Source organism: Bacillus sp. BD48, assembly GCF_046566805.1.
Lineage (GTDB): Bacteria > Bacillota > Bacilli > Bacillales > Bacillaceae > Bacillus > Bacillus safensis.
In genome coordinates this window covers 154,037-168,989 of record NZ_JANGFM010000004.1, presented here as the reverse complement: position 1 = coordinate 168,989, position 14,953 = coordinate 154,037, and the positions used below count along the sequence as shown (strand labels likewise).

Annotated in this window: 13 protein-coding genes; 1 reads left to right on the top strand and 12 read right to left on the bottom strand. The window is 42.9% G+C overall.

From position 1 onward, the window contains the following. Positions 1-105: 105 nt before the first annotated feature. The 5 genes from ACLGGR_RS13340 to ACLGGR_RS13320 all read right to left on the bottom strand — a co-directional run bounded on the left by ACLGGR_RS13340 (position 106) and on the right by ACLGGR_RS13320 (position 5,392). Positions 106-1,482, bottom strand: coding sequence for an MFS transporter (locus ACLGGR_RS13340; RefSeq protein WP_410973237.1), 1,377 nt, complete (start codon positions 1,480-1,482; stop codon positions 106-108). 120 nt (positions 1,483-1,602) lie between these two features. Further along, positions 1,603-2,610, bottom strand: coding sequence for a LacI family DNA-binding transcriptional regulator (locus tag ACLGGR_RS13335; RefSeq protein WP_377971722.1), 1,008 nt, complete (start codon positions 2,608-2,610; stop codon positions 1,603-1,605). Between the two features lie 75 nt (positions 2,611-2,685). Next, entirely contained in the window at positions 2,686-3,633 is a 948-nt protein-coding gene (locus ACLGGR_RS13330) for a dihydrodipicolinate synthase family protein (protein WP_323650004.1), read from the bottom strand. A gap of 342 nt (positions 3,634-3,975) precedes the next feature. Further along, positions 3,976-4,533, bottom strand: coding sequence for a shikimate kinase (locus ACLGGR_RS13325; RefSeq protein ID WP_142946482.1), 558 nt, complete (start codon positions 4,531-4,533; stop codon positions 3,976-3,978). A gap of 85 nt (positions 4,534-4,618) precedes the next feature. Then, a complete protein-coding gene (locus ACLGGR_RS13320; protein WP_142946483.1) occupies positions 4,619-5,392 on the bottom strand; it encodes an IclR family transcriptional regulator in 774 nt (257 codons plus the stop codon). Between the two features lie 148 nt (positions 5,393-5,540). On the opposite strand from ACLGGR_RS13320, the gene ACLGGR_RS13315 reads away from it, so the two are divergent. Further along, on the top strand, positions 5,541-6,899 hold the full coding sequence (locus ACLGGR_RS13315; RefSeq protein WP_410973236.1) for a hypothetical protein: 1,359 nt from the start codon (positions 5,541-5,543) through the stop codon (positions 6,897-6,899). Positions 6,900-6,939: 40 nt separating this feature from the next. Here ACLGGR_RS13315 and ACLGGR_RS13310 read toward each other — a convergent pair whose 3' ends face one another. The 7 genes from ACLGGR_RS13310 to ACLGGR_RS13280 all read right to left on the bottom strand — a co-directional run bounded on the left by ACLGGR_RS13310 (position 6,940) and on the right by ACLGGR_RS13280 (position 14,900). Beyond that, positions 6,940-8,253, bottom strand: a complete 1,314-nt coding sequence (locus tag ACLGGR_RS13310; RefSeq protein WP_041116578.1) for an MFS transporter — start codon at positions 8,251-8,253, stop codon at positions 6,940-6,942. A 45-nt stretch (positions 8,254-8,298) separates the two neighbouring features. Next, positions 8,299-9,501: a CaiB/BaiF CoA transferase family protein gene (locus ACLGGR_RS13305; protein ID WP_080701232.1), complete on the bottom strand. Its 1,203-nt coding sequence runs from the start codon at positions 9,499-9,501 to the stop codon at positions 8,299-8,301. Between the two features lie 125 nt (positions 9,502-9,626). Beyond that, complete coding sequence (locus ACLGGR_RS13300) at positions 9,627-10,007, bottom strand: cupin domain-containing protein (RefSeq protein ID WP_142946485.1); 381 nt, start codon at positions 10,005-10,007, stop codon at positions 9,627-9,629. Positions 10,008-10,030: 23 nt separating this feature from the next. Next, the gene (locus ACLGGR_RS13295; protein ID WP_251216838.1) at positions 10,031-11,791 is read right to left on the bottom strand and encodes a thiamine pyrophosphate-binding protein; all 1,761 of its coding nucleotides are present in this window, start codon (positions 11,789-11,791) and stop codon (positions 10,031-10,033) included. A gap of 38 nt (positions 11,792-11,829) precedes the next feature. Next, entirely contained in the window at positions 11,830-12,603 is a 774-nt protein-coding gene (aroD, locus tag ACLGGR_RS13290; RefSeq protein ID WP_410973235.1) for a type I 3-dehydroquinate dehydratase, read from the bottom strand. Positions 12,604-12,612: 9 nt separating this feature from the next. Next, positions 12,613-14,046, bottom strand: coding sequence for an aldehyde dehydrogenase family protein (locus ACLGGR_RS13285; protein WP_251216836.1), 1,434 nt, complete (start codon positions 14,044-14,046; stop codon positions 12,613-12,615). Beyond that, positions 14,043-14,900 (bottom strand): citryl-CoA lyase, encoded by an 858-nt coding sequence (locus ACLGGR_RS13280; RefSeq protein WP_142946489.1) that lies wholly within the window; start codon positions 14,898-14,900, stop codon positions 14,043-14,045. Before ACLGGR_RS13280 ends, ACLGGR_RS13285 begins: the two co-directional genes overlap by 4 nt. Between the last annotated feature and the right edge of the window lie 53 nt (positions 14,901-14,953).

Genomic DNA, 14,953 nt, shown 5'->3' with positions numbered 1-14,953 from the left:
TTCTATTATATGATAAATGAACGAAGATAGGTGAGGCATTTTAGATCCTCTGAATAAAAAAAGAACCTACCCTTTTTGGAATAAGTTCTTCACTGCACGCGTCACTTACGGCGCAATATCCTCTAATACTTTCTCGCGCGTTTCTATCATTTTAAAAGCAAGAATTGCTCCCACTACAGTCACACATGCAAAAAGAATAAAAATAGTTGAAACACCGCTTACCTCTAAAATAAAACCTATCATAATAGGAGCGATCGCTGAGGCCAGCCTAAGCCATGCTGTAGCAAATGCCGTTCCAATCACCCTCATACGTGTCGGATAAATTTCAGGTGTATATAGATAGAGAAGAACTGTAATTGTCCCCATCATTCCGTAAGCAGCAGACCCTAAATAGATGACGCTTTCTGGTGAAGTTGCTCCGCTGATCCATAAAGCCGTTAATAAAACACCTGTTAATACAAATGCAATGGTCGCCCAGCGCTTTCGTCCTACTTTATCAATTAAAAATGCACAAGCGAATACCCCTATGGTCTGTAAAATATTTGTGAGAGATGCTGCCCTTAATGAATCTCCAACTGGCAAATGGTAAACCGTATTATAAAGACTCGGTAACCAGTTATTTAAACCATTCGATACAAAGTAGGCAGAAAACCATAGTCCCCATACGATCAATGTTCTTTTACGGTAAAAAGTTGAAAATAGCTCTTTCCAGTCGCCTTTTTCAGTACTGCTGGATACTTGCTTCGCGACAGGCATTCGTTTGTCAGTACTAGCTTCAATTTCTTCTATGATTCTTTCGGCTTCATCTAACCTGCCTTTCGAAATAAGCCACCTTGGAGATTCACGCAGCATGAAGAAGAAGACAAAGACGATCAAACCTCCAATGCCCCCAATCAAGAACATCCATTTCCACCCAAAGCTAGGTACAACATATGCCCCAATTTGAGCTGAGATCATTAATCCTAAAGGAAAAATCATCTCATAAAGCATAAAAAATCTTCCTCTTCCTTGGGCCCTGGACAGCTCATTGATATATGAGGCTGCTACCGGCACCTCTCCTCCAACTCCAATCCCTTGTATAAAACGGAAAATAAAAAGGGCCATAAAATTACCTGAAAATACACATGCGATACTCATAATAGACATGAGGAATACCGTCCATTTTGCACTAAATACACGGCCACGCCTTTCTGCTAACCACCCAAAGAAAATAGCACCAATCGCTTGTCCTATATAACCAGACCCAATAAGAAGACCAATCTGTGCAGGTGATAAATTCCACATGCCGATGAGGACCGGGAGAACAAACGCTAAAGATAGTGCATCAAAAGCATCAAAAAAGGTAGCAGATCCCATAATGATTCGAGGTTTTAAATGCCATCTCGAAAAAGGTACACTTTCCATCCTAGTCAATAGTTGTGAAGCTCTATCAATAACTTGTTCATCATGAGAATTTGAATTTCCACTGAGTTCTAACGTCATGGTATCTCCTCCTTATTGGAGGAAATGATGCAAAAGTACATGCCAAAGAGCGCTAAAGAAATCGCTTACATTTTAACTCAAGAGAAATTCTCAAGCGATCTTACGAGTTTTCAGCATCTATCATTGCTTTTTTGGCGTTCCCGTGGTGCCCCGATCTATATAGTACATGGGGAAGATATGCTCCATCGCCTCTAACTGTTCTCCTTCCAATAGCTGTGCTAGTAAAGAAACAGCTTTTCTTCCCATTCCAACTAAATCAACATGAACAGAAGATAAAGAAGGGGTTAAAAAACTTGCAATGGGCACATCATCGGCACCAACGACAGACAAATCATGAGGTATTGACACATTTGCGATATCTGCAGCCTTCATGACCCCCATCGCCAAAAAATCCGAAGAGCAAACAACTCCAGTCATGTGCTGGTTTCCTTGGAGAAATTGAGAAACCACTTCTACTACTTTTCCCCCATCAAATTCATCTAACTCAAACACAAGCTCTTTGTTCATTGGTAATCCTAAACGTTTCAGTGTGCGCTCGTACCCCTTGTAATACCTCACACTATGCATCGAACTCATTGGACCATTCACCAGCCCAATGGTTCGATGACCTTTATCAAATAAGGCGGTTACAGATTGACACACACCTTCTTCATCATCTGGCCTGACACATGGAAATGGAGAATCCTCTAAGTAACTTCCGACAACGATAATGGGAATAGCCAAACTTTTTAACCAATCCATGCTCAATTCTTCATTTCTTGGAGAAAATAAAATCGCACCATCTACAGCCTGCGTCTCCAGTAATCGCTGCTGCTGTACAGATGTAAATGACATCAGCATATTGAATTCGGTCTCATCTAATTCCTTCGCTATACCATCTAAAATCGTTGAAAAAAATGGATTATTCAAAATATATGAACCGCGAGGAACCACTACAGCGATATTCCCTGTCTTTCTTTTAACGAGCCCTCTCGCTCCTAAATTAGGGCGGTAGCCTAACTCATCAATCACTTGTTTAATTCTTTCAGCCGTTTGAGCACCTACTCCTGGTTTACCACTTAATACTCGGGAAACAGAGGCTATAGATACTCCAGCTTTCAATGCTACATCTTTAATACTTACTGACACATTTCATACCTCCGGGAGTCTGTTGTTTTTCTTTATTATAACCTGACTCACCTTCATCATGAAATCAATGGTCTGTTATCTACTAACGTTTTCCTTAAGCAAACCAACACTTTGAAGGCCCTGGCGAATCTCTTCTTTTTCCTTTTGCGTTAAAGGTAATACCGGCTTCCTAGCAAGCGAACTGCTGATTAAACCTCGCTGGAACATCGCTTCCTTCATTCGTAAATGAGAGGTAGAAGAAGGTTCATCCATTTTATACACTGCATGCTTTAATTCAAAGATTCTATCGTACACTTTATTAGCCGCTACAAGGTCTTGTTCTCTCGCACATTTCACAAGTTCAGCGATCAAATCTGGCACAAAACAGCCGAAACCGACAAGCGCCCCATCAATCCCTTGAACTAATGTTGGCAATAAATATTCATCGTGACATGTGAGCAGCGATACATCTGGTGCATGCTTTTTCAATGCGCGCACATCGACTTCATATTGTGCCATGTCTCTTTGACCAATTTTGAATGAGACAACATTTTCAATTTCCGACATTTCTAGTAATTGATTCGTTGTATATGAGGTTTTTGTCCAAGTTGGATATTGATGGACGATGATTGAAATGTCAATCGCTTCTGCAACATCTTTAAAGAATTGGACAGGTGATTCAGGCTGCATACCGAATCTCAGCCATGAATGCGGCGGCATGAGAAGTATACCTTCTCCGCCAGCTTCTTGAACGGCTTTTGCATGCTGGATTGCTTCAATTGTCCCTTCAGCTGAAACCCCGGAAATGACAGGTACTTCCCCTTTTAATTCGTCGGCTGCAATACGCACAGCCTCAGCTCGTTCATGTGGCAGCAAAGTCATAATCTCGCCAGTATGTCCATTGACAACAATCCCGTTAATCCCTTCGTGCTCCGCCACCCAGCGAACAAGCTTACGAAAAGCAGGTTCATCAATTGAATAGTCATCTTTAAAAGGAATTAAGACCGCCGGGAATACACCGCTCCATTTTTCTTTGTTTTTCATCAACAAATTCCTCCCCATTCGATTATAGTAAACGTTTACGGTAAGCGTTTACGTAAACAATCATAGAATGTTCTCACGGAAGATGTCAACATTATTTTTTAAAAATTTTAATAATTCAAATAAATATTATTAAAATTTAGATACTTTTTTATCTTTCCGAAAAAGAAAATGATCTATATCAAAAACCTCATCATCATGAACTGATTGAAGCAGGATCGCCGCTTTTTCCAAACAGCCACCACCAAAAAAAGGATAAATAAATGTTGATTGTCAAAGCATCATCATATGTACAAAGGAAAAGAATTCAATAGAAAAAAGTCTACCCTAAACGGTAGACTTTTTTTATTTCGAATATAAATCCCAGCCAAGCTTGAGTGTGTCGACAATATAATTGGCAACTTCCTCAGCCTCTAAATGATCTGTTTCCACTCTGGAGTTATGAAGAGAATAAATCTCCCGGCGTTCTTCAAACAGCTCTTTCATCTCATCAAGCGTCCGGTTGTGAAGAACAGGGCGGTTTTCAATTAGAATATCAAGCCGCTGCTTCCAATTCTCCCACGATAGATCAAGGAAAAGAACGGTACAATGCTTCAAGCAGGCGCGTTTGATTTCTTCCTGTTTGAATGCACCGCCTCCAAGGGAGACGATCTTGAGCTGTGTATGTTCACATAAATCGACGATATAATCCTTTTCAGCCTGCCTGAAGAATGCTTCTCCTTTTTGCTGAAACATTTCTGGAATCGTCATGTTGTACTTTTTCTCAATCTCCTGATCGACATCAATAAAATCTCTATATAGCTTTTTGGCAACCAGCTGCCCAATGGTTGTTTTCCCAACACCCATAAAGCCAATGAGGACAATATTCCGCTGTCTTACAGGAATTTCTCTATTGTTTTTCATGGTCGTGACACGTCCTCCCTACGACAAGGAATGCTACATAATGTTTCTATTATATGATAAATGGAGCGCGAAAAGATAGGCAATCTTAAAAATTGTGTTTGACGACGTAGCCGAGCTGTTCAGAAAGCCTCTGCGCCTGTTCTTTCACTTTTTGCTGCAGCTGGGGAATGATGTCTTCAGTAAACCGGTGGGTTGGACCAGATATGGATAAACAAGCCTTCACTTCCCCATGAATGTTAAAGACTGGTGCCGCTACAGCCGCAGATCCTACCTCTCGTTCATCGATACTGCAAGAAGTATACGTGTCAAGAATATGTTTACGTTCCTTTTGCCAGTCACCCTTCATCACATGATCAGCCTCAGACGCTAATACTTTTTGTTGAAATTCTTCACTTTGAAATGCCAATAATACTTTTCCGCCTGCACCTGCGTACAATGGCAGCTTCTCACCAATCTTGACAAGATGGCGAATCGATTGCAGCCCTTCCGCTTGTTCAATACAAACCCTGCTTGTTGAATCCAGCACATACAAGTTGACGGTTTCTTTTGTTTCATCACGAAGTGTGTACATGAGTGGTTTAGCCAGTTCTCTCAATTTAATGGACTTCCCTGCAATGTATCCGAGGAGATAAAGCCTTTGACCCAATCGGTATTTCATTGTTTCTTGATTCTTTTCCACAAAATGATTCATTTCAAGTGCCTTGAGCAGTCTCGTTGTCGTAGACATTGCTAAATTCATCTCTTTTGAAATATCCGTCAGCGTCAGCTCTTGACGTTCTTCACTAAAACAATAAAGAATATCCAAAGCGCGCTGAACTGTACGCAGTCCTGATTCTTCTTTTGACTTCTTATCAGCCATGTTCACTTTCTCCTTTTCCCCTTTGATTTCTTATCGACATCAACGATCGATTTTGCTATAATCCATTTTAAACGTTCCACTAAAAGAAAACAAATTCCACCAGTCGGAATAAAATCAATTGAAGATATTTGATGGAGGAGATATTTGAATGTACCTGCTCGTTTTTACACTTCTTATTAGTTTATATATTGTTCATCAACTATTTCCTGCTTACATACTCTCCTATTTTGTTGGTCTGCTGGCCGCTGCTTCACTCACCATTTCTTTTAAGAAAGCAAATGGGCTTTATTTGAAAACAGGTGCTGTATTTCTCATCATTGGTTTGTTCTTATTCTTCTTATCCGGCCAGCCATTGCACACGTTTTTTCTTCACTTTCATTCCATGCTGGGCTTGCTTTCTCTCTTTTTCATGCTGCCTTTTATTCATTCTCTCATACATGTTGGACATTTCGATACACAATTAAATAAACTGCTCACGCTGCGTACAACGAGCTCAAACCAGCTTTATCGCAAGAGTTCATTTGTCACTCATATTCTCGGCATGTTTTTAAATATCGCGACGATTCCCTTACTATATACATCGCTCAAACCGTCGCTCGAATCCCTAAAAGAACAAGTGAAACAACATCTTTATACACGCAACCTCTTAAGGTCATATGCATTGTGTTTAAGCTGGAGTCCTGTTGAAGTGCTGGTAAGCGTCACCATTGATGCAACCAAACTAAAATATTATCAAATTGCACCTATTACTTTTGGTTTAATGGTCGTGGTGCTCGCGATAGATTGGATGCTTTTTTCTCGTCAAAGCAAACGATTACCAAATATCATTCAGTCTGCAGAAACAAACGCCAATCCTCATCGAATTAAGCGAAAAACCCTTCAGCTCGCTTTCATGCTGCTGAGTTTTATGACAGTCGTCTCACTTGTCGATGCATGGATTGGGAAAGGCTATTTATTCGCTGTTGTACTGACGATTATTCCATTTGCTCTATTATTCTCTTCTGTTATCAAAAAAAGAAAACAATATATCGCCGTCTCTGTTCCTCATTGGAAAGAACGAACCCGTCAGCTCTCCAATTATATGTGTCTATTTTTAAGTGCTGGTTTCTTTGTCGATATGCTGCTTGCCACAAACAGCATGCAGCCGATTCAAGCATTTATTGTCAATATATCTGACCATGCCATTTGGGTTTATTGTGTCATTGGGTTGTATTTTCTGATCACCGCTCTTTGCGGCTTTCACCCGCTTGTCTCACTTGCTTTGTTAGTCAGCATGATGGCACCAGTCATCCATGAACTTCCTGCTCTTCCCATCGCAATCATGCTGATCGTTGCTGGAACATCAACTGTTATGTTTAGTCCTTTTAATGTTTCTGTCTCCCTATTGGCTGATTTGATGAAGGTCAACCCTTACCGTATCACTCGCTGGAATATATGGTTTGCTAGCCTTTATATCAGCATGGGTATCACATGTGCAGCGATCATCACTGTTATCTTTTATACATGAAAAAAGAGAACTCACCTTTGAGTTCTCTTTTGCTTTCTCGCTATGGTTTTAATTGAATTCGTTCAATTTTACCTACAATGAAAATGTACGACAATGCCCCGCCTAAAGCGACTAAACTGACGAATAAAATCCCCCCGTTGTATGAGCCTGTCGCCGACACGATGAATCCGATAATCAGCGGAGTGATGATTCCAGCTAAATTAGCAAAAAAGTTAAATACGCCGCCAGCCAGCCCAACCATTTCCCTCGGTGCCACCTCAGACAGCATCGTCCAAGAGATATTAGACAGTCCTTGCGCAAATGAAGCGATGGATAAAATGGTCAGCACAAGCGGGATATTCGTTGTAAAGTTTGCTAAAACAATGGTACTCGTCATCAGCAAGCCAACCACTACCGGCAGCTTCCTCGCTACATTAACGGATACACCCTTTTTGAGCAGCCAATCAGACACATAACCTCCAAACAAGACGCCAAAAAATGCAGCAATGTAAGGAAGAGAAGCAGCAAAACCTACCTTGAGAAACGCCATATTTTTCGCCTCTGCCAAATAGGTCGGAAACCATGTTAAAAAGAAAAAAAGTGTAGACGCAACAGAGAATTGGCCAATATAAAGCCCGATTAATTTACGATATTTTAGAAGGGCGGCAAAGTCTGCCCATTTCAGCTTCTCCTGTGATGCGACTGTCAGCCCTTCACCTTGCCGGATTAAATCTAACTCATTTTCATTGACCTTCGGATGCTCTTTCGGTTCGTGATAATACTTGTACCAAAAGAAAGCAAATATGATACCGAGCGCACCTGCCGTAATAAAGACGGTTCTCCAATCGAAAGTCGTCATGATCCAAAAAAGAAGAGGTGTCGCAAAGGCAAGACCCACATACTCTCCAGCTGTATATACTCCTGTTGCAAAAGCCCGTTCCCGCCTTGGAAACCATGTGGTGACAATACGGTTATTTGCAGGAAATGCGGGAGATTCTGTAATCCCAATAAACAAACGGCAGCCGAATAAAAAGGCAAAGCTGTTCGCAAACGCCTGTAAGCCTGTGAAAATAGACCAAGTAACGAGTGATATCCCATACGTTACCTTTGAGCCAAATTTATCGAGAATAAAACCGCCTGGTATTTGCATTGCTGTATATGTCCAGCTAAATGCCGAAAAAATCAGGCCTAATAAGGCAGGATTTAATTGCAATGAAGATTGAATCGCAGGAGCAACAATGGACACACTGGCTCGATCAATATAATTAATAGCGGTAATAAAAAACAACAGAATCAATATGCCAAAACGGGCTTTCGTTGGTTTCACATATGCGGGCTGCAATTCATTCCCCTTCAGTTCTGAATGCACTTTCATAACCATCCTCCTTTGTTTCCGCAGCGTGCGGTTCGGTTGAGCGTATTAAATAACCCCTTTTTCTTCTAACTGCTTACACTCTTCTTCTGTTAAGCCAAGCATATTTGTTAAAATCTCATAATTATGTTCTCCTAAATCAGGGGCAATGTGACGGATACTTCCAGGTGTTTTTTCAAACTTCGGAATGATCCCAGGCACCTTCACTTTTCCGAGACGAGGGTGATGCACCTCAACGATATTCTCTCTTGCTTTAAATTGCGGATGCTCAAAAATATCCCGAATACTTAAGATTGGGCTCACAGGTACGCCATGTGTATCTAAAATTTCTAATACGTCATCCCTTGTTTTTGACGCGATCCATTGAGAAACGATCGCATCCATTTCTTTGTTATGCTTCAGCCTGGATGCATTGACCGCAAATTTTTCATTCTCTAGTAAATCTAAACGATTCATTGCCTCTGCCAATCGATTGAAGGTCGAATCTGTACTCGTCACAAGAACCAAATAATGCCCATCTTTTGTCTCATAGGTACCGGCAGGGCTTGAATGACCGCTTAGCCCCGGTGAACGCTCACGCACCTTCCCAAGCTTGTCATATTCTGCAACCAAAAACTCTAACATACGAAACACAGATTCGTAGAGGGCCAAATCCACCATTTGCCCAGTTCCTTCTGGATGTGTATCCCTGTAATACATCGCTGTCACAGTAGCAAAGGCCACATAGATGCCAGCAATATAATCAGTGAGAGAAAAGGAAGGGCTGACTGGATGCCGGTCTGGAAACCCTTGAATATATGTAAAGCCGCTAAACGCCGTTGCCGGTGTTCCAAATCCAGCCTTGTCCTTAAACGGACCCGTTTGTCCATAACCCGATACACGAATCATGATTAACCGAGGGTTGATTTCTTTTAATACATCGTACCCAACGCCCCATTTTTCAAGTGTTCCAGGGCGGAAATTTTCAATCAGCACATCGACCTGACCTGCAAGCTTTTTAAAAATGTCTTTTGCTTCGTCTTTGTGCAGATCCAGTGTAAGGGATTTCTTATTCCGTGAGAGACCTGACCATCTAAGTGGTTCCCCATCTGCAAAAGGGCCAACATGCCGCAGCGTATCGCCTTTACCAGGAATCTCGACTTTGATGACCTCTGCACCAAAATCCCCTAGAAGCACCGCGCCATAGGGTGCAGCAATCATCGTAGAGACGTCTAATATTTTTATTCCTTCGAGCGGTGTATTCATATTCATTGCTTGACTCCCTTTCATTCAAGTGATGAAGGGCTAAAATCATTTCTATTTTAGCCCTTTTCATCTTTCTGATTGACCCGGAAAGCCCTGATGATTCAAAAGGAGGGCTTTCCGGTGCAGTTTTTTTAATCTTTTGGAAGCTGTCCTTGCGGCGTGTAGAGCCAAATGAGCCATAAAGGTTCATCTCCTGTATTTACATGCTGGTGCGGGACACCGTCTGGAATGAACATGAAATCATTTTGTTTAAAAGACTGCCTTTCTCCATCACAGATGACTTCGCCAGATCCTTTAATCACATAATCAAATTCCTCTGAACCCGGGTGATTGTGCACTGAACTTGCTTCCCCTGGTTCAAAAATGGTGAGACCCGCCATCATATGCTCTGATCCAACAGTATCTGGTGTAATGGTTTGAAATACTTTTCGAATCATTTGCTCCTCTGGACGCTCTAAGCCTAACCATAATGGGTTCCCATCTTGAAACGGATTCAATACTTTAATTTTCATTGTTAATTCCTCCCTCGTTATGTTTAATTCACGCTGACATGTGAGCGCTTTGAATTTGGTGAATAAATATCATTAATATTCCAATGTCCATCCGTAGGAACAGGATCATTTTTCATCGCTACATCAATAACGCAAGGCTCCTGAGAGGCAATGGCTTCAGCTAAGGCTTCTTTGAATTCAGAAGCAGAGGTGATTTTAATCCCCTTCATTCCATAACCTCTCGCAATGGCAGCAAAATCCGGTGAATAGCTTTCTCCACCTTTTCTAAAAACAGTGCCGTACGTCGTTTCATAGTGCGCCATTTGCAAGCCGGCTATTGTGCCAAACGCACTGTTATTCATCACAATCCACACAACAGGAATGTTTTCTTCAACGGCTGTTGCGAGTACGGATGGATTTTGACCGAAGCCTCCGTCTCCAACGAGTGACACAACAACACGGTCAGGCTGGGCAATCTTTGCCCCAAGTGCGGCAGGTGCTCCAAATCCCATCGTGGCAAAGCCGCCTGGCGTTAAAATGGTTCCTGGCGTGAGCACAGGAAATTGCTGTCCGACCCCATTTTTATTCCAGCCAACATCCGTTGTAATAAAGGCATCTGGCGGCAATACTTCCCGCACTTCCTGCAAAATACGCTGCGGCTTCATTGGGAAGGATTCATCTTGAACATTCGTCAGATTGCCCGCCTGAAACTCCTTACGATATGCCGCAATTTCCTTTTTCAATTCAGGTCGATTCAGCCCTTTCGGGAGTCTTTCTCTCGCGACTCGATTGAGTACAGTCAAGGCTTGCTTAAGATCGGCTACTGCTCCAATTTCAACAGGATAGTTACGTCCAATTTCATTCGGGTCAATGTCAATATGAATGAGCTTGGTTGATGGGAAGCGGAATGTATAGTCTGATTCCCACGAACTCGCATCAGCTTCAGCAAAACGGGTGCCTAAAGCCAATATATAGTCCGCCTCTTTGCACTGATCATTGATAAATTTTGTCCCCCAAAACCCTGTCATTCCAAGGGTCATTGGATGATCATCCGGCATAGCTCCTTTCCCCATCAAAGAATGGGCAACAGGGATACTTAGATGGTCAGAAAATGCCTTTAATTCTTCAGCTGCATCAGCTAGTAAAATGCCTCCCCCTACATATAAGAGCGGCTTTTCTGCCTGCAGCAATCGATCTAATATTCGATTGGCCGTTTGATCATCAATAGAAGGTTTTTCAATGGTGTGTGTATGATGGTTGATTTGTTCAAACAGGGACACATCTAGGTCCTTTGAGAACACATCCATTGGAACAGATATAAGCACCGGGCCAGGACGGCCGCTTTCAGCTAACTGAAATGCTTTTGATAAAATCTCTGGAAATAATTCTGGAATATCGACTCGCCATGCTCTTTTCACAAACGGCCGGTAAACCTCGTATTGAGAGGCATCGGAATGAAGATTGATCTCTTGGTGTGGGTGCTTTCCGTAGTAATGACTTGGGACATCTCCTGCAATAACAACCATTGGAATGGAATCAAGTGCTGCATTCGCTACTCCTGTTGCCGCATTGGTGAGTCCGGGTCCTAGATGACTGAGAACAACAGCCGTCTGTTTCTTTGCTCGCGCATAACCATCTGCTGCATGTGCCGCTATCTGTTCATGCCTGACATTTACAAATTGAATCGAGCTTTTTTCAAGCGCTGATAAAAAAGCAATATTCGTATGACCACAGAGACCGAAAATATGCTCGACTCCCCGATTTTCTAAGTACTGAATAACCTGTGTAGAAATATTCTTCTTCATGTTTCTCTCCTCTCACGGTGCAGCTATGAATCTGCTACTCACTTATTCTTTGAAAACACAATAGATAGAACATTATTCAAATCCTGTATCGCCACTTGCCCGGGGGCTGAGCTTTCTTTCCCTACAGCAAAGGTCATAACAGATCCAAAAAGTCCGCCAATCATTCTTGTAAAAGCCCCGTATTCCCCCATTGCCATCGAAATAACGGGAATTGACAGCTGCTTTTTCGCCTGGCTGGTCGCTGAGAGCAGTGTTAATGCATCGTCATAGGAATGCGGCATCACTGCGATCTTTGCGATGTCGGCGCCGACTGATTCTGCATTGACGAATAGCTGCACGAGACGATCTACCTCAGGGGTACGATGGAAATCGTGATACGACACAATCAAGGTGACCCCATTTCTTTTAGCCGCCTGACTGACTTGCTGTATATGTGTCACATCATGCATCAATTCATAATCAACGGCGTTCACAAGCTGAGTGGAACAAAGCTCGGCAAGCAAAGAAACCTTCTCAGATTCCGAGAGTGATATACTTTCGCCGCCCTCCTTTTCAGAGCGAATGGTGAATAAAAATGGGATGCCCTTTGCCTTTTCTACCATTCCCTTAAGGGTTTCTATCACTTGTTCCTTGTCATGAAGGTGATGAAAAAAATCCGCCCGCCACTCTATCACATCAGGCTTCTTCTCAGTTAACACCTCGATCTCATGAAACAATTCTTCCTTTGTTTGTCCGATGAGCGGCGTACAAATCATTGGCTGACCGCCTGTCTGCACACTTTTTACCTTTTGCTGAAATGCATTCACATCCAAACGCCCCTTTCACAGACCCTGTGGAAGCACAACCATTTTGGTTTCGGTCATCTCCTCGATGGCGAAACGCGGACCTTCTCTTCCAAGGCCACTTCGCTTAATCCCACCATAAGGCCAATGATCCAGTCTAAAATTCGATGTCCCATTGATGACAACCCCGCCAGTTTCAAGCTCTTTTGCTGCGTGTAATGCCACATCCAGCTGATTCGTAAAGATCCCTGCCTGCAAACCATATCGACTATCATTTGCTTCTTTAATTGCCTCCTCCAGCTCCTCATAAGGGAGAATGCTGACAACTGGGCCGAACACTTCCTCACAGACGACCTTGGCCTGTTTCGGAGGGTTTAGCAAAATAGCCGGTGTGATGCTCGCTCCATTTCTTTTTCCCCCACATAAAAGCTGGGCACCCATGCTCTCTGCCTCTTGTATCCATGCCTCAACACGCTGCGCGGCCTGTGCATCGACCATACAGCCGATATCACTCTCACTGGACAGCGGATCTCCAACGACAAGCTGCTCTACTTTTTGTTTTAATACCTCAGTAAACGACGGCATAATTTCCTGGTGGACATAAATTCTTTGAACAGAAATACAGCTTTGACCGGAATTACTAAAGCCTGTTTTGGCACACATGGATGCGGCTTGTTCAATATCTGCATCGTGATGAACAATCGTCGCGCCATTCCCTCCGAGTTCGAGCAGTACCTTTTTTAATCCCGCAGAGGTTGTAATATGTTCGCCTCCGGCAGCCCCGCCGGTAAAAGAGATGAGATTCGTTCTTTCATCAGTGACTAACTGTTTCCCGGCGTCGACTCCTCCAATTACAAGCTGCAAACCAGCCTCAGGAAACCCTGCTTCGAGAAGGAGTTCGACAAACGCTGTGGCAACAGCTGATGTTTGCGGTGCAGGCTTCAAAATGATGACATTCCCTCCCGCAAAGGCTGGACCGACTTTGTGGCAAATTAAGTTGAGCGGTGCATTAAAAGGGGTAATCGCCAGCACAACTCCGACTGGTACTTTAAATGTCATGGCCATTGCTCCCTGTCCACGCGATGATACATTGCCAGGAATAGTCTCACCTATTAATCGATTCGCCTCTTCCGCCGATTGCGCCAGCGTCTCGATTGATCGCGAGACCTCATCTCTTGTATTTTTAAGCGGTTTGCCTAATTCTAGCGAAATCAGTTTTGCAAAATGGTCTTTTTGTTCTTCAAGTAAGGTGGCTGCTTTTGTTAGAAGCTTTGAGCGTTCGATTGCCGATATTTCCGCTATTTGTTTTTTAGCCTGCTGCGCAATAGAAAGTGCCTGTTCTATGTCTTCTGATGAGGCGAGATAAGATGTTCCGATCCTTTCTCCTGAGTAAGGATTGATGATATCTGTTTTGACACGACCGGTATCCAGCCACTCGCCGTTTATATATGACAACGCTTTTAAATCACTCAAATTTTTTCTCCCTCCTTCAAGTGCCGCGTTCCATGTCCTGCATAACGAACCAATCTTTCTTCATTCGGACAAGGTCCCTTCACGAGGGCTCCCTTTGTCAGCTCCTCATATGCATGCGCCACGATGCCCATTCCTCTGGATAAGGAAAAAATGCCTTTTGCTGCTTCTGCTGGAATGTTTAATTCACATTGAATGGCAGCAGATACACCATCTATATTCATCGTGATTTTCTTCCCTTTCAGTTGTTCAAGCTCATGTCTAATCGCTTCGGCTAACCGTAAATATGTGCCACTGATAAGACCTTGCTGGACATGTGTGTGACTCAGCTCATATAGACGTCTCACCCTCGGATCGTCATCATGAAGCTGATGGCCGATTCCCGGAATTTTTTCCTTGCGATTTAACCATGTTTGACACACTTGCTTTGCCGCAGAGTGTATATCCTTTTGATCATCGTAGATCGCTTTGGCCTCGTATAACATACGCATGGCCTTCTCTCCGGCTCCGCCATGAATGTCACCTAATAGATTCACCCCTGTTGCAACAGAGGAATTAAACGAAATGCCGCAAGTCACCGCCATTCTGGCTGCTGCAATAGATGGCGCTCTTGGTCCATGGTCCGCACCTGCGACAAGAACACTTTCAAAAAGAGCTGCTTTTGAATCATCTAATAATTCACCAACAAGCAGTAAATAAAGCATTTGTGGATAAGACAATTCACCAATCAGTTCTTCAATCGGATACCCTCGAAGTTCAATTGAATTTTTTTGAATATGACTAATCTCAGTCTCCCACCAAGCGCCTCCCTCTTTGTAAATTTCCAGTGCACTTCGATTTTTCATTGTGTGAATCATTCCTTTAGCTTCTTATTTGGAGGTGGATCACCCCTTTATTCCATCCAGTGGAA